At 45.6% G+C, this 19,590-nt stretch carries 17 protein-coding genes and 3 pseudogenes; 7 read left to right on the forward strand and 13 right to left on the reverse strand.

Translation table 11 applies throughout. The features are described from left to right. Positions 1-252: 252 nt before the first annotated feature. The 3 genes and pseudogenes from KCG43_RS09870 to KCG43_RS09880 form a co-directional block, all read left to right on the forward strand. Entirely contained in the window at positions 253-1,182 is a 930-nt protein-coding gene (locus KCG43_RS09870; RefSeq protein WP_218384570.1) for a LysR family transcriptional regulator, read from the forward strand. Positions 1,183-1,376: 194 nt separating this feature from the next. After that, positions 1,377-1,769: an SMR family transporter gene (locus KCG43_RS09875; RefSeq protein WP_218384620.1), complete on the forward strand. Its 393-nt coding sequence runs from the start codon at positions 1,377-1,379 to the stop codon at positions 1,767-1,769. Then, a pseudogene (locus KCG43_RS09880) lies at positions 1,766-1,879 on the forward strand (ligand-binding protein SH3); the annotation flags it as partial. The gene KCG43_RS09875 and the pseudogene KCG43_RS09880, both read left to right, overlap by 4 nt. 43 nt (positions 1,880-1,922) lie before the next feature. On the opposite strand, the pseudogene KCG43_RS09885 reads toward KCG43_RS09880, so the two are convergent. From KCG43_RS09885 to KCG43_RS09910, 6 genes and pseudogenes are all read right to left on the reverse strand, one after another. Continuing rightward, positions 1,923-3,333: pseudogene (locus KCG43_RS09885) on the reverse strand (IS66 family transposase). 118 nt (positions 3,334-3,451) lie between these two features. Then, a complete protein-coding gene (locus KCG43_RS09890) occupies positions 3,452-4,498 on the reverse strand; it encodes a hypothetical protein (protein ID WP_218384572.1) in 1,047 nt (348 codons plus the stop codon). A gap of 8 nt (positions 4,499-4,506) precedes the next feature. Then, positions 4,507-5,178, reverse strand: coding sequence for a hypothetical protein (locus KCG43_RS09895; protein ID WP_218384574.1), 672 nt, complete (start codon positions 5,176-5,178; stop codon positions 4,507-4,509). Between the two features lie 61 nt (positions 5,179-5,239). After that, positions 5,240-6,481 carry an MFS transporter gene (locus KCG43_RS09900; RefSeq protein ID WP_218384577.1) on the reverse strand — a complete coding sequence of 414 codons (1,242 nt, stop codon included), beginning with the start codon at positions 6,479-6,481 and terminating at the stop codon, positions 5,240-5,242. A 7-nt stretch (positions 6,482-6,488) separates the two neighbouring features. Further along, positions 6,489-8,069, reverse strand: coding sequence for a radical SAM protein (locus KCG43_RS09905; RefSeq protein WP_218384580.1), 1,581 nt, complete (start codon positions 8,067-8,069; stop codon positions 6,489-6,491). A gap of 443 nt (positions 8,070-8,512) precedes the next feature. After that, positions 8,513-8,872: pseudogene (locus KCG43_RS09910) on the reverse strand (transposase); the annotation flags it as partial. Between KCG43_RS09910 and KCG43_RS09915 the strand changes: the two are divergent. The 3 genes from KCG43_RS09915 (at position 8,831) to mdtI (ending at position 10,013) form a co-directional block, all read left to right on the forward strand. Beyond that, on the forward strand, positions 8,831-9,100 hold the full coding sequence (locus tag KCG43_RS09915) for a hypothetical protein (RefSeq protein WP_237582910.1): 270 nt from the start codon (positions 8,831-8,833) through the stop codon (positions 9,098-9,100). The pseudogene KCG43_RS09910 and the gene KCG43_RS09915 sit on opposite strands and share 42 nt — an antisense overlap. Positions 9,101-9,294: 194 nt before the next feature. Next, the gene (locus tag KCG43_RS09920) at positions 9,295-9,687 is read left to right on the forward strand and encodes an SMR family transporter (RefSeq protein ID WP_218384621.1); all 393 of its coding nucleotides are present in this window, start codon (positions 9,295-9,297) and stop codon (positions 9,685-9,687) included. After that, entirely contained in the window at positions 9,684-10,013 is a 330-nt protein-coding gene (gene mdtI, locus KCG43_RS09925) for a multidrug/spermidine efflux SMR transporter subunit MdtI (protein ID WP_192016077.1), read from the forward strand. Before KCG43_RS09920 ends, mdtI begins: the two co-directional genes overlap by 4 nt. A gap of 86 nt (positions 10,014-10,099) precedes the next feature. On the opposite strand, the gene KCG43_RS09930 is transcribed toward mdtI, so the two are convergent. Continuing rightward, positions 10,100-10,624, reverse strand: a complete 525-nt coding sequence (locus KCG43_RS09930; RefSeq protein ID WP_192016078.1) for an AidA/PixA family protein — start codon at positions 10,622-10,624, stop codon at positions 10,100-10,102. 380 nt (positions 10,625-11,004) lie between these two features. Continuing rightward, on the reverse strand, positions 11,005-12,246 hold the full coding sequence (traF, locus tag KCG43_RS09935; protein ID WP_218384582.1) for a conjugal transfer protein TraF: 1,242 nt from the start codon (positions 12,244-12,246) through the stop codon (positions 11,005-11,007). A 364-nt stretch (positions 12,247-12,610) separates the two neighbouring features. Here traF and KCG43_RS09940 point away from each other — a divergent pair, with 364 nt between their 5' ends. Next, positions 12,611-13,978 carry a YjiH family protein gene (locus KCG43_RS09940; protein WP_255557932.1) on the forward strand — a complete coding sequence of 456 codons (1,368 nt, stop codon included), beginning with the start codon at positions 12,611-12,613 and terminating at the stop codon, positions 13,976-13,978. A gap of 72 nt (positions 13,979-14,050) precedes the next feature. Here the strand turns inward: KCG43_RS09940 and KCG43_RS09945 are convergent, their stop codons facing one another. The 5 genes from KCG43_RS09945 to KCG43_RS09965 form a co-directional block, all read right to left on the reverse strand. Further along, complete coding sequence (locus KCG43_RS09945; protein WP_218384585.1) at positions 14,051-15,163, reverse strand: ABC transporter ATP-binding protein; 1,113 nt, start codon at positions 15,161-15,163, stop codon at positions 14,051-14,053. 5 nt (positions 15,164-15,168) lie between these two features. Continuing rightward, positions 15,169-16,035, reverse strand: coding sequence for a carbohydrate ABC transporter permease (locus KCG43_RS09950; protein ID WP_192016081.1), 867 nt, complete (start codon positions 16,033-16,035; stop codon positions 15,169-15,171). Beyond that, entirely contained in the window at positions 16,028-16,957 is a 930-nt protein-coding gene (locus KCG43_RS09955; protein ID WP_218384587.1) for a carbohydrate ABC transporter permease, read from the reverse strand. Before KCG43_RS09955 ends, KCG43_RS09950 begins: the two co-directional genes overlap by 8 nt. Before the next feature lie 70 nt (positions 16,958-17,027). Next, a complete protein-coding gene (locus KCG43_RS09960) occupies positions 17,028-18,260 on the reverse strand; it encodes an ABC transporter substrate-binding protein (protein ID WP_218384625.1) in 1,233 nt (410 codons plus the stop codon). Between the two features lie 386 nt (positions 18,261-18,646). Beyond that, positions 18,647-19,588, reverse strand: coding sequence for an ABC transporter permease (locus KCG43_RS09965; protein WP_218384589.1), 942 nt, complete (start codon positions 19,586-19,588; stop codon positions 18,647-18,649). Positions 19,589-19,590: the final 2 nt, after the last annotated feature.

The raw sequence follows: 19,590 nt of genomic DNA on the forward strand, positions 1-19,590 counted from the left end.
TGGGATCAAAAATGGCCCTATTTTAAGCAGTACGCCGGTTATGCGCATTTGGCATTATGTCGTAAACAGCCGGCAAATTCACAGTTGCTGCTGGCAATACAACTATTTATCTTGTTTTGCGCTCAATATCACAGCCACTCACCGCACTTTCTGGTGCCAAAATAACGCCAGCCGGATTGTCACCGTGACCAGAACGCCGCAACCCATTACAATCATCAAATCACTTTTTCTGTTGATCTATCAGGTGTCTGCATGGCCCATCAGCTCGATACACTGGATCTCAATCTTATGCGCTTGCTCAAGGCGGTGGTTGATCATAAGAGTATTAAAGTCGCGGCGGCACAGCTCGGGATCTCTCAGCCCAGTGCCAGCCGTGGTGTGGCCAGATTAAAGACCACGTTCAACGACCCGCTGTTCGTGCGCAAGCCGCACGGTGTGGAGCCCTCTCCGATGGCGCTGCGCTTAGCCGAAGAGTTCGACAACATCCTGGCGCCCATTGCCAAGGTGTTGCACGAGTTTGAGGATTTCAGTGCCCTGGCGTATGACGGCCAGCTCTCGCTGGTCATCGATCCGTATCTGCTCGACGAGCAGGGAGCGCGCCTGCTGAGCGGCTGTTACCAGGCCTTTCCCCGCGCGACGTTTTCCTTTTCCAGCTGGAACAATAACAGCCAGGGTGAAATGCTCGAAGGCATGCATGATTACTGCATTCTGGATCAGGAAACCGAGCTGTCGAACGACATCTATATGCGCCCACTGTTTACGGAAAAGCGGATGATACTGGCCCGGCATAACCACCCGAGCCTGTCGCTGGATAAAGACAGCAACGACTGGGAGGCGGTCGCGCAATTGCCGATTGTGTCTCTGCCGTCCCCCGCTTCGTACAATCCTTTGTGTACCGTGGAGTCTGAATATCAGCGCATGGGCTATCAGCCGAACGTACTGCTCAAAACCTACAGTTTACGCGTCGCAGCCGAGATGCTGCTCAATACCGATGCCATCATGTACGCCAGCAAAAGCTCCATCCGGCTTTTTCCGGATCTGGTGGCTTACCCTATGCCTGCCGTCAACCGGGAATTCAGCGACTTTGTTATCTCAGGCGGTTTTTTGCAGACCAACAGAAATCACCCGATGCACCAGCATTTACATCGTATTGTAAAGAACCTGTTCAAACACCCGCTCTGAACGACCAAGAGATATTCAAAAATGAATATCTCAATTACCTGTCCAGGCCGAATATCGCGGGCTACTCTAGCCTTACTCCATAACATTTTACTGCACAGTCAACAAAAGTACGGTTTCAGCGTTTTTCTCCCTGCTGGCGGGATTTCATGTCCTTCAATGTTATGCATTTAATTAAGTTCATTTAAAGGTGAATGATGTTTCTTGCACGAATCTTTCTGCTACTGGCTATCGCTTCTGAAGTCGCCGGTACCAGCACCATGAATCTGCTCGGCCAGCAAGACGCACTCTGGGGTTATGCGGTCATGTATCTATTGATCACTGTGTCTTATTACTTCCTGTCGCTGGCGGCGAAGAGAATTGCCATAGGTGTAGCGTATGCGATATGGGAGGGGCTGGGTATTACCCTGATCACTCTGGTGTCACTGCTGGTGTTCAAGGCCGATTTGAACAGTCAGGAACTGCTTGGCCTGGGTTTAGCCGTGGCAGGTATTGTAATGGTGACGTTGGGTGAAGCGCAGCCAGACTGCCGTGCCACCCAGGCTAAGTCTTCAATACCGCACTCAACCTCAGCAAGGAGCCGATCATGAGTCAGTTCTTTACCCTGTCCTTCGGCTTTGTGGTGCTCGCGGCTTTGGTCGACATTGCCGCCAACATGGCACTGACCCGTTCGAACGGCTTCAAGCACAAACTCTGGGGAGGCTTGTCCAGTAACCGTTCACCAGTAGGTAATTGACTTTTGCCTACAGACCAAGAGCGTTTGGGTATGGTTGACGAGCCGAGACCGCCTGTACGACAGGCTTGATAGCCCACGTTTCTTGCAGGTTTCTACCAACGTGTGCATTCGGCCTCTGAACTTATCACCGGCATCTGAGGTGGTACCAAAGCTGATTTTGCGTTGAATAACGCTGCCACGTATTCGCCGTTCAGCTTCATTATTGGTAAGCGGGATGGATTCATGTTTTAGGAACAGCCACAAGCTTTGCCGATACTGCTCCAGTTTTTCGCAGCGACCTTTATACCTTTGAACAACAATCGACCGACCTTTCTCTAGCCAGTAGTCGCACCCTTTTTGAAGCCGCTACATCCGGCGGATGTATTGCTCATAACGTAGCGCATTCTGTTCGAAGTGATGACGAGTTCTAAAGATAGCGCTGGTGACAAGAGTCAGATGACGCCCAACTCTGGCGGTATACCCACCGCCACTGTAATCTGCGATTTGCTGCAGGTTTCGCTTGATATGAGACCAGCAGAGCTGGCGTCGGCTCTGTGGTATCCAGTTATAACTCGGGCACTGGTCACTGACGACAACGCCGGAGTATTCATCGCCCAGGATAACTTATGCTGAGTGGCTTGAACGTGAGTACAGGATTTTCTCGTAAACTAGGTCATCACTGGTCGCCAATCAACACCAACGCAGGCTGGACTCATCGTTTCTCGGGTGAGAGGTTTCATCGATATGTACCAGAGGCGCTTTTTGGATACTGTCCCGAACAGCCTGATGCAGAGGTGTCAGCATTGAAGCCACTTTAGTTTGTGCTTCGCTGATGGTTCCGATGGAAAATGTGGTGCCCAATTGGTCTTTGAGCAGCGATTGGATTTTACGGACACTCAGGTGAGACTGCCCGGCCAGAACGGCGGTGTAGCTGAGCAGGTTTGGGCCCATGATGCCTTGCGGCGTTCCTTCAGGTAAGCGGGCCCTGCTCACTTCTTTGCAATGTAGGCACTGCCCTGAGTAAAGCTGGTATTACGTAATCTCTACGCTGGGCTTGGGTATTTCATGGACCTGATGACGATAAAAGGGCCTTTTGTGATAAACCATCTCCGATTCACCACTACAAGGGCAGTGCGCCTCAGGCCAGCACTCCGCAACTGCGTCTGTTTCCTTTAGTGTGGAGCGTTGTCGTTGATGCCCTGTGTGACCCGGTTTAGCTCCTCTCGGATTGCGACCACCAGAGCTTTGAGCTTTTTTCGTTCAGCTCGCTCTTTGGGTCCATCGGCTGAAGGCGGCTTTGATGAGTTAGAGCAACTGGTTTTGAGTTTATCTTCATATTCACGAAGCTGCGCCCACAACTCTTTAATGATTGCATTCGCTTCATGGACATCTGAGGCAACGGGCGGGTGCGCTGCAAATTTGGATTTTTTCTTTTTCATGCTTTCAGCATGAAGCCTCAAAAGGATCACTCAACAGAAAATTGTAGATCCAGTGCTATTGGTCACACTTCAGAGGCTGTCAATGGGGGACTGGTGAACGGTTACGATCCCTGTCTAGCTAGACTACAAGAGGTAACTCTAGAACAGATATTGCCTCTACAATGGCTTGTGCAGAAGTACAATCTGAATGGTTAAATCCGATAAACACCTCTCCATGCTCTTCCATGATGATAAGATTGGATTCATTGTCACTAATAGATTCGACTATTTTATACCCAAGCTCTACAGTTCCATATTCAATTGGCTCAATTCTGGGAAACATAGTTGCATTAGGGTTTCTTGTAAATCTACGACTGTCATGTGTATGAATTAACTCAACAGCATTAGAGTTTTGATATACAATCATAGCCTCAACAGAATCAGATGATGGAACAAACGCACCCGAATAATGAAGTAAATTATCCCGTTGACAATAACTATGGATGACTGAGACCCTGTCTAAAGAAAGATTCTTATCTTTTCGCGTTTTTGTAGCCGTGATATAAACAACCCCTTCAAACTTTATAGAAAAATACCCATCAGTATAAGACCTGTGAAACATATTATATGAATCATATAATTCAGCTGCTCTATAAAAAAACTTCTTAACTTCATCAGGTAAAGTGTCAGCAACCGATTCAGATGAAATGCAAACTGGCGTATATTTTACTCTAATCGTGTCACATATTATATTATCCACCAGCTTAAGCGGCGAGACAGTGAAATGGCCCTGATAATAGGTGTCAGGTCGCATAATATTAAAGCAGTCTAAACTAGCTTCTCGCATTACTTTCTCTTTCTCAATTAGATCTTGATAGCAAGCAGCATGACTTTCATCCTCATAAGAAAAGGCTACAGAAATCGATTTATACGCTGTAGGCAAAGTGAACAAAATACTAGAAATGATATCTGGGCTAAAAGAACTCTTTAGTCTAAATATAAAATGCACTATCTCTGTATTAATAGACACAGTATCAATATCATTTACGCTATCCAATATCAATAAAGTAATATCATATTTATCAGCAACATTTTTAGCGCCAGATAAAAGAAACTCATCTCGAAACTCATCAACAAGACAAACGGTTACTGTGCTTCCAAAGATCGGCTTACTAAAATCATGCATACAAACTCCTAAAAAAATATTTGTGAAATAATAGAGCCAGGGAAAGCTTTACTATAATCAGGGGAACTATGGTGTGTAATTTTCAAACCGTTTTTAATAGCCAAAAATTGAATCAACTCGAACGAATGAAAGTTTTCTCTAGATATGTAATTTACAATGTCATTATTAACACGTATACTGACTTTTAAGTTTGCTGTATGTGAATAGGGATCAAACACGGGTTGCTCACTTGGCCAACTGCAAGAAACATCATCATTACCCAAAGACGTAGTTCTTGTCACTATCGATAAATTCTGAAACCCCTGGTAAATTGTATCCATTGAGTGAGACTCAATAAAAAGTGATGCACCTTTATTAGCAGCTGATTTGCACTGCAAAATTAATTCATTGAACTCGAGTATATTCAAATATCCACACGAATAACGAAGTAAAAAGAAAGCATCAAAATTACTAAAATTCTGGGGTACTTGGAAGAATGGTAGAGTGCCAATAATATAAGAGTTATCATCATAGTTTCCAGCATCTATAGCACTGCGCTTCATATCTAATGAACTATCAACAGCAACACAATCAAAACCCATTTTTCTAAGCTCTAAACCATGCATTCCCTGACCAGAAAATAACTCTACCACCCTCTTACAATTACTCGACGTAGTTTTAATTAACGTTTCAGTTTGCAAACAAAAATCCCTATCGTTTGAAATTGCATTGTACAGATCGGCATTCTGTAAATATAATGAATTAATGTTTTTCATTAACAATAGACTCTAAGTTTTGGTTATTTGATTTCCTGAATATAGGTAATAAAAACAATGGAAAAAATGCTACAATTCCCATTATCATTAACGTAGGAGTTGCTGAATATGATTCATAAATAATAGTAATAACAAATGCTCCCATACTGGAAAGCAATCTTTCAAAACTTGATAGTACAGATAACCCAAACACTCTATTTGAATCACTAAAAAAAGAATTATTCATTTCACTAAGTGAACCATATTCCAAATCACCAAATATAAACATACAAAAAGTAAATAAAACCAAAAGAAATGTATTATCAACAAATATACCCATCAACAAAAAACTAATAGAAAACAACGCTCTGAGATAAAATATTCTTTTTGTTAAATCTGGAATTATACTTACTGAAATATTTATTATGTAAATCAAGGATAGACCACTAACTAAATATGATAAGCCATACACCACTGTATTATTTACTAATCCTTCTCCAAATTCTAAATTAATGTAAATTTCAAATATCGGCATCCATATCACTGCATAACCACTGTATACAAAACCTAAAACGGCATTAAAAAACAATATAAATATAAAGTTTTTATCAAACAGAAAACCCATATATTCACTTTTGGAATGTTTTACTTCATCTTCTTTATTTTCAGAATAATAATCAATAATTAAAAATGAAAGAAGCGCATAAAACAATAGAAATGCAAACATAATATAAAACACCGTATCAAATCCATACTTAGTGGTTATAACAGCGCTTATTACCATACCCAAAAATGTTGCCAAGTTTGATACAACTCTTGCATTACTAAAAACTTTAGACTGATTTATCTGTAACTTTAACTTATTGCTGCTATTTACAATCCAGCCCTGCAAAACCCCTGAAAAATTAGAAATCCCAATCCCCCATAAAATGAATGAAATTATCATTATTTCAAATCGATCACTAAATTTAAACAGAATGGAAGATAAAGACTCAATCAATATACCTAAAATAAATACAATTTTTTTATTAATTTTATCAGCAAGAATGCCTAAAGGTACATCACTGCAAAATACAGTAATTGACATGATTGTATATCCCATGCCAATTTGCACAATACTAAACCCTTCTCCAAGCAGGAAAAGAGTCAGTATAGGAAATTTCATAGTCACAACGAAGCGATAAAGTCCTATAAGAGTGTAGTATTTAATTTTGATATTATTTGAATTTATTGTCCCCAAAACATTCATTTTTCACCTACAATTTCTTAAATCTTTGGATGACTTCGTTTATGGGCGGGATAGCGATATCAAATCCATGATCACCTAACTTAATTGGCTCACAATCGACGTCAGAGATGGTCTCACTTTTTGTACAACACTCAGAAAGATGCATAGGAAGGACTTTACAGTTAAATGAATAAACCATCTTGAACAAATCAATTTGGTTATTTCGAATAGAACCCTCACTTAAAAATAAATTTCCTTTCTCAAATTGTTCAAGGAAATAGGATGCACAAAAAACACTAAACTTATCGATGTTCGCGAACCAAACCTCTACCTTTTTCTTATCTTCATCCTTTAGTTTTTGATACGTAAGGTTAAGTTCAGTACTTTTTTTTTCATTTTCATAAGCCAATGTTCTGAACAGTTCTATCAGAGGTTCTAGGTTGCTGTCGAAAGCAAATTTAGGTGACGTATGAGCCTGCATATACATTGTCCAGTTTGTATATGTCTTGTCTGAGAATTTATATTTTTCTAATCCTTTATTACCCCAACTATGCTCTGCATTCACAAGAAACGTCTGAATTCTCAAAGATGCTGCAAATTTATGCTTAAGCAGCTTAGCAATAGTATCCACGTTATGCCTAATAGACACCGTCGTTGAATTTCTATTGAATGGTATCATGCTTAAGAAAACACCAATGTTTAAATCTAGAAGCTTTGTAACACAGCGTGAAATTTCTAATGGTTTTATGTCTTTCTTTAATGCTATAAGATCTTCTTCAAAGAAAGACTCAGCACCTAGATATACATTATACAAACCACTGTCTTTCAGTAAATCAAACTGATTAAATTTAATTAACGTGTCAGCTCTTGAGTAGATCATGTATTTAATATCAGGAAATCGTTTACTTATTGTTTTCAATAATTCAATTTTCTCCCTATGATGTCGTTTAGATGGCCCCAAAAACTCTAAATCAAAAAACAAAAACTTCCTAATACCGTCATTATAATAAGTGTCAATATCATGAACTATTTGGTCATTATTTCTAACCATCCATTTCTTTTCATACACATTAGAGTTATTTATAAAGCAAAAATCACAATTAAAAAGACAACCCCTGGTCGTCTCAATCGCCGCAACAAACAGTCTTTTTTTATCTTCATTTACAATTGAAGATTTATAATAAGGCAAAGAAATACTACAGGTTTCATAGCTATATTTCTTTTCTGTTTTAAATGTCAAACCTAAAAGCTTAACTAACGATTTTTCATCATGAATAACCGTAATGACATTTTCGCTTCCAATGCCAGTAAACTTAGTATCTATTGTTGATACTTGTCCATAGACAATAACTTTTGAATCCTTTCTTTTTCTTAATATATTTTGAACCAACCTCATCCCATAATGCGGAGCCGCTCCCTTTTCTCTGATAGCTACAATATAAAAGTCACTATCACAAGATAAATAATCACTTTCTTCATGCTCAGGATTAAGTACAAAATCGACAACATTAAAAGATATATTTTCTTTTATGTTCCTTTCAATAAAGCCCAATAAGTAGGATATAATTGGATCTTCATACGTGGCAATACAATTATATTTATCTGCCATTGGCGGTCTGATTATCGTTATATTCAAGAGCGGCTCCATTTAAAATTTAACCCTCTGACGATTGAAATGAAATGAAGCTCAGACGTGCATCATCCATTACAGCAGCAGGAGTTAATTCTTCGTTGAAAAAATCATTCATCACATCATCAATATTCATATCCTATTCCTTTAATGGTAAATTACTCAATAAATACAGCTTATCAATCAGCTGCATTTATCACACTACTTTAGAGATCATTATATTCATAGCATTACAACTTTATTTTTTGATAAATTGAGACTCAGATCTGCCGAACAATTATTATGTATATAGTAAATAAAGGACAAAAAATTGATTTCCCGTCCATTTTAGACTGTCTCAGCATAGGGGAAGTGGACAATACCGTAACTGTTCACCAGTAGGTAATTGACTTTTGCCTACAGACCAGAGCGTTTGGGTATGGTTAACGAGCCGAGACCGCCTGTACGACCTGCGCCAGTATAGACAGGCTTGATAGCGCACGTTTCTTGCAGGTTTCTACCAACGTGTGCATTCGACCTCTGAACTTATCACCTGCATCTGAGGTGGTACCAAAGCTGATTTTGCGTTGAATAACGCTGCCACGTATTCGCCGTTCAGCTTCATTATTGGTAAGCGGGATGGATTCATGTTTCAGGAATAACCACAAGCTTTGCCGATACTGCTCCAGTTTTTCGCAGCGACCTTTATACCTTTGAACAACAATCGACCGACCTTTCTCTAGCCAGTAGTCGAACGCTTTTTGAAGCCACAACATCCGGCGAATGTCTTGCTCAAAACCTACAGTTTACGCGTCGCAGCCGAGATGCTGCGCAATACCGATGCCATCATGTACGCCAGCAAAAGCTCCATTCGGCTTTTTCCGGATCTGGTTGCCTACCCTATGCCTGCCGTCAACCGGGAATTCAGTGACTTTGTTATCTCCGGCGGTTTTTTGCAGACCAACAGAAATCACCCGATGCACCAGCATTTACATCGTATTGTAAAGAACCTGTTCAAACACCCGCTCTGAACCACCAAGAGATATTCAAAAATGAATATCTCAATTACCTGTCCAGGCCGAATATCGCGGGCTACTCTAGCCTTACTCCATAACATTTTACTGCACAGTCAACAAAAGTACGGTTTCAGCGTTTTTCTCCCTGCTGGCGGGATTTCATGTCCTTCAATGTTATGCATTTAATTAAGTTCATTTAAAGGTGAATGATGCTTCTTGCACGAATCTTTCTGCTACTGGCTATCGCTTCTGAAGTCGCCGGTACCAGCACCATGAATCTGCTCGGCCAGCAAGACGCACTCTGGGGTTATGCGGTCATGTATCTATTGATCACTGTGTCTTATTACTTCCTGTCGCTGGCGGCGAAGAGAATTGCCATAGGTGTAGCGTATGCGATATGGGAGGGGCTGGGTATTACCCTGATCACTCTGGTGTCACTGCTGGTGTTCAAGGCCGATTTGAACAGTCAGGAACTGCTTGGCCTGGGTTTAGCCGTGGCAGGTATTGTAATGGTGACGTTGGGTGAAGCGCAGCCAGACTGCCGTGCCACCCAGGCTAAGTCTTCAATACCGCACTCAACCTCAGCAAGGAGCCGATCATGAGTCAGTTCTTTACCCTGTCCTTCGGCTTTGTGGTGCTCGCGGCTTTGGTCGACATTGCCGCCAACATGGCACTGACCCGTTCGAACGGCTTCAAGCACAAACTCTGGGGAGGCTTGTCTATCGCGCTGGTCTTGTGTGCCTTTACGCTGCTGGCTCAGGCCGTCAAAGAGATTGATTTGGCGGTGGCTTATGCGTCATGGGGCGCCATAGGCATTCTGGGCACCGCCATTGGCGGCTCTGTCTTGTTTAAACAGCGACTTTCACCGCTTGGCTGGACAGGTATTTTTGTGGTTATCGCTGCAGTAATTGTGATGAAAACCGCTTAAAGATGAAATGCTTTAATAAATAAAGACTAGATAAGATCCAATAGCGAGAGAAAATAACGCTCGCTATTGGGTGTTATAAAAACAAATTATGGCTGAATGGCAGTCACATATGGGTCCCAGTTAATTTCTTTAATCAGCTGATCATCTTTAAAGACTTGTACCCAGAATGTATACGCCGCTTTTTGCTGAGTACCCGGATTCGGGCGACCTGGCAGTGTGGCTTCAGCCTGAACATACGGCATGTAGGCCGTCTGGCGTACAAATGGTACGTTAACGCTGTCATTCATCGGAATACCGTCTTCCTGATAGACATAAACTTGTGTATTGCCCTGATACGCCGACCAGCCTTTGATCAAAGTACTGTTCCATTCATGTTCAGCGTCAATAAGAACTGAATAATGACTGCCATCTTCCGAAACACTCACTTTCGGAAACGCAGACCAGCGAATCACATCGCCGTTATTGACCTTAATGCTCAGTTCATAAGAACCCTGTGAATTATCGATAACCAGACTGGGATCAGCAAACATCTGAACGGCTTGATAGCCCTGTGCACCATTTTCAATTGCTTCGCAGTCGATGACGATTTCGACTTTATTAATATTTGCCATGACGTTGTTCCTCATATTTTTTTGTGAGCCCCCTTTTAACCGTGCTATTCGCTGAATAATAATTTAACCGAATGAAAAGCATGATTAAAAATTCCGGAGACGATAAAAATAAAGATCGATTCTTTATTTATTTTGTTATTTAGCAGTTAAATGAAGATTAACTTCATTGCTTATGAGGTTAGCTAATATTCTGGGGAATTCTAATTAATATCAAAAAATCAGAAATTATTTTTATATTTTAATTCAAAGGATTGTGAAAACTTCATTCAGATTATTTCTGTTATTTGATCCACTGCCATGATTACATGTAATCAATCTATTTATCATATACACACCCCGCCAAATTTATGACGGGGTGAGCACTATACTTTTCCAGGTGATTACATAGTAAAGCCGAACTGCAGGGCCGCACCATAATTGTTGTCCTGGCCGTATTGCAATGCCAGATCAACCGCAACCACGCCGAACGGACTCAGGCCGATACCGGCACTCATGGTATCTTCAGCAGAATCAGTCAGGCTCAAGCTGTAACCGGCACGGAACTGCACCCAGTCCCAGCCATTCAATTCCATACCCAGCCGTGCATATTGCGTCGCCAGATCAAACTCTTTGAAATATTTCTGCTCAGTCAGATCCACATCAGCGGCAGCGGTAAACCAGCTGTTACTGTATGCAGCACCCAGAGTGTATTTAGGCTCAACCAGCAAAGTCTTACTGGTAAATTTGCCTGGCTGACCTGCGGGGGATTCCGGTGTGTTGGTTTCCAGCTCCTGCTTAAACAAGTTACGGCCACTGAACCCTAGAGTTACTGTTGGGATCGGCTGGTAAGCCAGACCGATATCCAGGTTGAAGGCCGTATCATCCTGATATTCGTTTTCAAATTCGAAGTCACTGTTATCAAACTGGCTGACAGTGTTTTGGAAGCTCACGGCAATCAGCTGTTGAATCTTAGGTGAGATACCCACAGACACCTTCTGCTCCGGCAGGGAGACAGTAGGTAATTCGAAAGATTTACCCATGGTTAAACCGACATCGACGATGCCACCAGCAATCCCCAGCACATCAGACTGAAGATTGTCGAGATCCGGCGGATTCGAGCCATCCACACCAGCCAAATCATCAGGATCAATGTTGGCCTGAGCCAGGCTGACAATCTGTGCCTGAGTGAACAGGCTCATGCTCAGATAACGGTTCGGCACCGCAACGGCCGCTCCGATACTGATGTCAGCCTTGAGTTTACCCTCATCCATGCCCATCAGTGCCGCTTTCCATTCATTGACCAGGGAATCAGAAACCGGGCTGCCGCCGCTATTATCTATCGCCATTTCCAGTTCGTCATTAACATCCTGGAAATCTTCCACTTTCTGATTCAGCTCGTCCGGATCATGAATACTGACCCCCACCGCTGGCAATAACACGCCAAAATCATCGGTCTTATTATAATGTGCCACCAACGCCGGGTTATAAAAGCTGGCTGTCAGATAACTGGCGGACGCGACACCTGTGCCGCCCATCGCCACGCTGCGTGCATCTGCACCGTTTACCGCTGCCTGAGCGGAAAATGTGCTGACTGACAAAGCCGTAGCCACTGCCAGTGTGAGTCCCTGCAATTTAATATTCATAAGTATTAGTATTTTTTTGCCGTGAATTTGTCAAAAAAGTCATCAAGAAGCGCCCATTATATAAGCGGCTTTACGCTTAACAATGACAATGTCAATAACAGTGAAGTGCTGCACAAATCCCGCCGATGTGTAATACCAGCGTAAATTGTAATGCAAGATATATCGTTGTTAAACGTGAGTAACTTATCATAACGTCTAATTTACAATGCATAATTAGATGATTCTTTCAGAGAAGTATTCCATTGCAGTGATAAAAAATGTAACCTCCGACACGATTATATTAATAATAACTGCATGTTCATGCTGGGAAGAACCACTCAACTCAGCACAAAAACACGTTGTATCAGTTACTTAAAGGTCAATCATGTCAGAACAAGTGATAACTGGCGCAAACAAGCGTAAAGCGCCTTGGCTCATGTTTATTCTGCCATCATTCATCGGTGTGCTGCTGTTTATGGCACCAATCACCGTAGGTGGAGAGATAACCATCCCTATTGCCTTAATGGCAAAAGCAATCCAGAACCTGTTTGAAGGTAGCCTGACGGCCATCGTCACCACCGTCATCACCCTGACGGCGCTTTGCTCGACTCTGGTTCGCCTCATCAAACCCCGTTTTATTGAACGTAAACCTTTTATTGCCAATCTGTTTAAGCCAAGCCTGCCTTGGTACATCGTTCAATTACTGGGTGCGACCTTTGCCATCCTGACGTTTTTTAAAGTCGGTCCGGTTGCTATCTTTGACGGAAATACCGGCGGCTTGGTACTGAACGACCTGCTGCCCATGCTGTTTGCGGTCTTCCTGTGTGCGGGCTTTTTCCTGCCTTTGCTGACGAGCTTTGGTCTGCTGGAATTCTTCGGAGCAATGCTGACCAAAATCATGCGCCCGCTGTTTAACTTGCCTGGGCGTTCAGCTATCGACTGTATGGCATCCTGGTTGGCTGACGGCAGTGTCGGGGTCCTGCTGACCAGCAAACAGTATGAAGAAGGCTTCTATACCAAGCGTGAAGCGGCGGTTATTGGTACCACTTTCTCTGCCGTTTCCATTACGTTCAGTCTGGTTGTGATCGCGCAGGTTAACCTGGAACACATGTTCCTGCCTTTCTACGCCACTGTATGTCTGGCGGGTGTGGTGGCTGCCATTGTTGTTCCGCGCCTGCCGCCTCTGAGCCGTAAGCGTGATGAATTTGTCTGCGGTACCCCGGCCGATGCCAACATGGATGCCCTGCCTAACGGCCACACTGTGCTGAGCTTCGGTCTGGAAAAAGCCTTTGAGCGCGCCAACAAAGTCACCAGCTTGCGCAAAGTGGTCAATGACGGTGTCAAAGCCGCTGTCGATATGGTGTTCGGTGTCCTGCCTGTTGTCATGGCCATAGGTACACTGGCGCTGCTGGTTGCCGAGAACACACCTGTGTTTGACTGGCTGGGTAAACCCTTTATCCCGCTGCTGGAACTGCTGCAGATTCCGGAAGCAACTGAAGCATCTAAAACCATAGTCGTCGGCTTTGCTGATATGTTCCTGCCTTCGATTCTGGCAACGGAAATCCAGAGTGATCTGACTCGCTTTGTGATTGCAGCACTGTCTGTAACACAGCTGATTTATATGTCTGAAATCGGTGCTCTGCTGCTGGGCAGCAAGATCCCGGTGAAGGCCTGGGAGCTGTTCGTGATCTTCATTCTGCGTACCCTGGTCACCCTACCGGTTATCGCGCTGATGGCTCACCTGATTTTCTAAGACCACGCATAACATCCCCCTGAAAAAAGCGGCTGGAAACAGCCGCTTTTTTATACCTGCATCTCTGAGCACTTAATAAATCCTGTCCTCACTGTCCGGATCGAACAGCACCGCTTTGCTCACATCGACCGCGAATAAGAAATCGCGTCCCGACACAGGATGACTTTCAGGGTCTAATCTCGCGGTCACATCCTGATCGTTAAACTGTGTAACCACCAGCGTATCCGCCCCCGTCGGTTCCACCACATCCAGCTGATTATTGATATGTCTTTCAAACACTGCCGGCGAATTCGCCGTTGCCTGACGGATCTGCTCAGGACGAAGCCCCAGTATCACTTCACGATTCACCCAGGCTGACAAATCTTTTCCTCTCTCAGGCAAAGGAATACTGACCCGCTCGCCGTCCCGGTTATGCAGTTCTATCGCCAAGCCGTCATTGAGTGCTCTGAGGTAGCTGCGTATGAAATTCATCGAGGGTGAGCCCATAAAGCCCGCCACGAACATATTGACCGGGTTGTTGTAAATCTGCTCCGGGCTGGCAAGCTGCAGCAAGACACCGTCTTTCATCACAGCAATGCGGTCGGCCAGTGTCATGGCTTCAATTTGATCATGGGTGACGTAAACTATGGTGGTTTTCAGCCGCTGGTGCAGCTTCTTAATTTCAGTGCGCATTTCCACTCTGAGTTTGGCATCCAGGTTACTGAGCGGCTCATCAAACAGGTAAATCTGCGGCTCACGGGCCAGGGCTCTGCCCATGGCAACCCGCTGGCGCTGGCCGCCCGACAACTCTGCCGGCTTGCGGTCGAGCAGATGATCGATCTGCAGCATAGTCGCCACTCTGTCGACTTCCAGAGCAATCTGGGCCTGAGGCACTTTGCGCATTTCCAATCCGAAGGCGATATTGCGGCGTACCGTCATACTGGGGTACAGCGCATAAGACTGAAAGACCATGGCGATGTCCCTGTCTTTAGGCGACAAATGCGTCACGTCTTTGTCGCCTAACAAAATCGCGCCGTCACTGATACTGTCCAGCCCGGCTATAGTATTCATCAGCGTTGACTTACCGCAGCCGGACGGGCCCACCAGCACCAGAAACTCACCGCTGTCTATCTTGATATCTATCTCTTTCAGCGCGTGGTAATCGCCATAATGCTTATTTACGTCTTTGATATGTAAGCTCGACATCGTCATTATCCTTTGACTGCACCGGCAACCAGTCCACGCAGGAAATACTTACCGGAGATGATGTAGATAAAAATGGTCGGGATAGCGGCAATAATGGCGGCCGCCATATCCACGTTATATTCCTTTACACCGTGACTGGTGTTGACCAGGTTGTTGAGAGCGACGGTGATCGGCTGAGACGTCGGGCCGGAATACACCACACCAAACAGAAAGTCGTTCCAGATATTGGTGAACTCCCAGATTAGCGTCACAACTATGATCGGGCCTGAGAGCGGTAACACTATGTGGTAAAACGTCTGGAAAAAACCGGCACCGTCCAGCTTGGCGGCAGAAATCAGCTCAGTCGGCAGGCCCACGTAATAATTACGGTAAAACAGGGTCGTGAACGGAATCCCATAAATGGTATGGACCAGAATCAGGCCGGGTACTGAGTTCGCCAATCCGAGATAGCCCAGCGTCTGTGCCATTGGCAGCAACACCGCCTGAAAGGGAATGAAACAGCCCAGCAGCATCAAGGCGAAGAACACTTCGCTGCCCCTGAAGCGCCACTTTGCAAGGACATAGCCATTAATTGCGCCTATGGCTGACGCCAGCACCACAGCCGGTAAGGTGATTTTGAAAGAATTCCAAAAATAGGCAGACACGCCTTCGCAGCTCAAGCCGGTACAGGCGGATGACCAGGCTTTTTGCCAGGCCTCTGTGGTCGGAGACTGTGGCGGCAGTATCAGATTACCGGTCCGTATTTCGGCTAAATCTTTCAGTGAATTAAACACCATCACCACCAGCGGCATGATGAAATACAGCGCAAAGAGTATCAGGACCAGATACGTGAAAGCCCGCCCGGCTTGCTGGCTCCAATTGGCATTAACCATGCTTCTTCTTCCTCAGTTCGAAATACAGGTAGGGGATCAGAATGGCAATAAAGCCCATCAGGGTGATCATGGCGCTGGCCGAGCCAATACCAATCTGGTTACGTCCAAACGCATACTGATACATAAAAGTGGCGGGTAAATCGCTCGAGTAGCCAGGCCCGCCGGATGTCAGCACCACCACCAGATCGAAGCTCTTGATCGCCAGATGGGACAAAATGATGAAGCAGCTGAAGAAGATCGGCCGCATGATAGGCAGTACGATGCGACGATAAATCGTCGGCATGGTTGCACCGTCTATCTGCGCGGCTTTGATGATGGCGCTGTCTACCCCTCGCAACCCGGCCAGCATAATGGCCATCACAAAACCTGATGCCTGCCACACTGCCGCAATCACTATGGTGTAAATCGCCATGTCCTTATCCACCAGCCAGTCAAACTGGAAACTGGTGAAGCCGATGTCGTGCAGGAGTTTCTCTATACCGATTTGAGGATTGAGTATCCACTTCCAGGCGGTGCCTGTCACAATCAGGGAAAGTGCAAACGGGTACAGGTAAATTGTTCGCAGCACACCTTCGGCCCGTATCTTCTGATCCAGCAATATGGCCAGCAGCGTGCCCACCGAAATCGCGATCACAATAAACAGAAAACCAAAAATAAACAGATTGGTATAGGCCACCGTCCAGCGATCCATGCTGAACAATTTGCTGTAATTGCTCAGACCGATGAAATCATATTTAGGCAGCATTCGGGAGTTGGTGAACGACAGCACCAACGACCATAGAATAAATCCATATGTAAACACCAGAGTGATCACCATGGAGGGGGCTAGCACTATCTTCGGCAACACGGCTTGCAGTTTGTCGGCCAGACTTTCCCGTGGCGGCGCGCCCGACAGTGGCTGAGCTTGGGTTCCAATAGTCATAACAAGGCTCTTGTCAAAATAGGCAGGAAAGCCGGTACCCGTTTGTACCGGCCTGTGTGGCTGACGGGGATTACTGCGCCAGCTCGATAGCCGACACCAGACGCAAGGTGGCCGCATCCGCCGTCATGTCATTATCATTGAAATAATTCGTCACGACGTCATACACGGCCCCGCTGACTGCCGGTTCCATTGCCATGGCATGGGCAAAGCTGGGTACCAGTGAGCCGGATTTTGCGCTGGCCTGAAAATCAGACATCGACTGCTTGGCGCAGCTGTCGTAGCGGGCCAGTGACACATCCGGACGTACCGGAATGGAGCCTTTTTTCAGGTTGAATTCTTCCTGAAATTCCTTCGACACCAGCAGGCGAGATAAGTCCTCCTGGGCCGCCTGTGCCTCTTTGCTCTTTTGCTCAAACATCATGAAAGCATCAACATTGAAGTTAAACGTATTCTGCGTTCCCGGCACTGTGGCACAGAGATAATCCTTGCCTGGCTGTTTACCGGCGGCGGCAAACTCCCCTTTTGCCCAGTCTCCCATGATTTGCACAGCGGCTTTGCCGTCTATTACCATCGCGGTAGTCAGGTTCCAGTCACGTCCCGGCATGCCCGGATCCATGTAGGATTTGAGCTTTTTGAAGGTCGCAAAAGCCTGTGTCATGGTGTCAGAACTCAGCGCCTGCTTATCCAACGCCACAAAGGCCTGGCGATACCAGTCGTCACCACCGACTCCCAGAGCAACCTGTTCAAACACAGTGGCGTCCTGCCAGTCCTGCCCGCCATGGGCAAACGCGACGAAACCGGCCTGCTTAGCCTTATCCATAAAGACGAAGAACTCATCCCAGCTTTGTGGCACTTTGCCACCGTTCACCTGATCCAGAATCGGCTTGTTAATCCACATCCAGTTGATCCTGTGTACATTCACCGGTGCGGCAACATAACTGCCCTGATATTTATGGATGTCGGCCACGGCTTTTGGCAGCAAAGCGTCCCAGCGCTCACTGGTGGCAACCTCATCCAGTTTTGCCAGCACACCCAGATCACCCCACTGGGCAATTTCAGGGCCAGCTATCATAGAGGCGGAAGGCGGATTACCCGAAATGGCACGCGACTTCAGCACTGTCATGGCCGTTTCACCGCCGCCACCAGCCACCGCAAAGTCCGTCCAGCTGTGACCTTCCTCCTTCATCATCTTTTGTAGAATGGCAAGCGCTGCCGCTTCGCCACCTGATGTCCAGTAATGCAGCACTTCAACATTGCCGGCGTGTGCTTGTCCCGTTAGCAGCGACGCCAAAGTTGCCGCCATTAGTGTTTTGTTCAGACCTTTCACGTTTTATCCTCCCTGGATAACTATTATTGTCGTTGCCAAACAGCCGCATCCCGGCACCGATTACCCCACTGGGCTGGCGCGCGCATTGTTGCTGATTTGTTAACTTTTTGTTTATCAATTATTCATCGGGAGGGTCTGTAAGTCACTGAGTGCTTGGTAAGCACGTGTAAGCAGTTTGTATCAATTTACTTACAAATTAAGCCATTGAATAAATAGCGAAAAATTAAACTTCTGCGAGTGCAATGCTTTAGCGCATTGTTTTGACGCGTTGCTGCGGGGACAGATCAGGAGTATTGCGAGGAAAACAACAACCCCTGCCGCGGCAGGGGTTGTTAAGAAGGTAAGCGGTAGGTGGCCCGGCTTTACCCTTTGTAAACCTTAGGGTTAAAGACATCACGCAGCCAGTCACCCAGCAGGTTGATCACCAGTACCAGAGTCACCAGCACAATGCCAGGAAACGCAGTGATCCACCAGGAACCCGAGAAGATGTAGTTAAAGCCGATACTGATCAGCGAGCCCAGTGAAGGCTGATCGACCGGCATCCCCAGCCCCAGGAAGGACAGTGCCGCTTCCGACATGATGGCATTGGCCACCTGCACGGTGGAGATCACCAGGATAGGCGACAGGCAGTTCGGCAAAATATGACGGAACATAATGCGCAGTGATTTCAGGCCCATCACGCGGGATGCTTCAACATACTCTTTTTTCTTCTCTGCCAGCACAGATGCCCGCACAGTACGTGCATACTGCGGCCATTCAGCAATACCTATGATCACCACCAGCATCAAAATGGCGTACTGACTGTAAAAGTCACTGCCAAAGCTGGCTTTGAAAATTGCCGACACGATAATCGCCACCATCATAGTCGAGAACGACAGCTGGACATCGGCAATACGCATCAGGAAGCTGTCAATCCGGCCACCGAAGTAACCGGCACACAGTCCGACTATGATGCCGATAAACAGCTGCAGCGCGACGGCAAACAGGCCAATGGCCAGTGAGATGCGCAGCCCGTAGATAATGGTCGACAGAATATCACGGCCCTGATCATCCGTACCCAGCAGGAAACGGGCATCGCCAAATTCCATCCATGACGGTGCCAGCTCTGAGTCCATAATATCAATACTGTTGAGATCATACGGATTCATTGGCGACAGCAGAGGTGCGAACAGCGCCGTCAGCACAAAGAGCAGAAACACGGTAAAACTGGCAATCGCCACTTTGTCTTTTTTAAAGAAATAAATGAAATCTGAATTCAGAAAACGCTGCCAGCGTGAAGGCGCGTCAGTCGTCTTGGTCGTCATGA

Origin of the sequence: Photobacterium sp. WH24, assembly GCF_019204055.1 — a bacterium.
Lineage (GTDB): Bacteria > Pseudomonadota > Gammaproteobacteria > Enterobacterales > Vibrionaceae > Photobacterium > Photobacterium arenosum.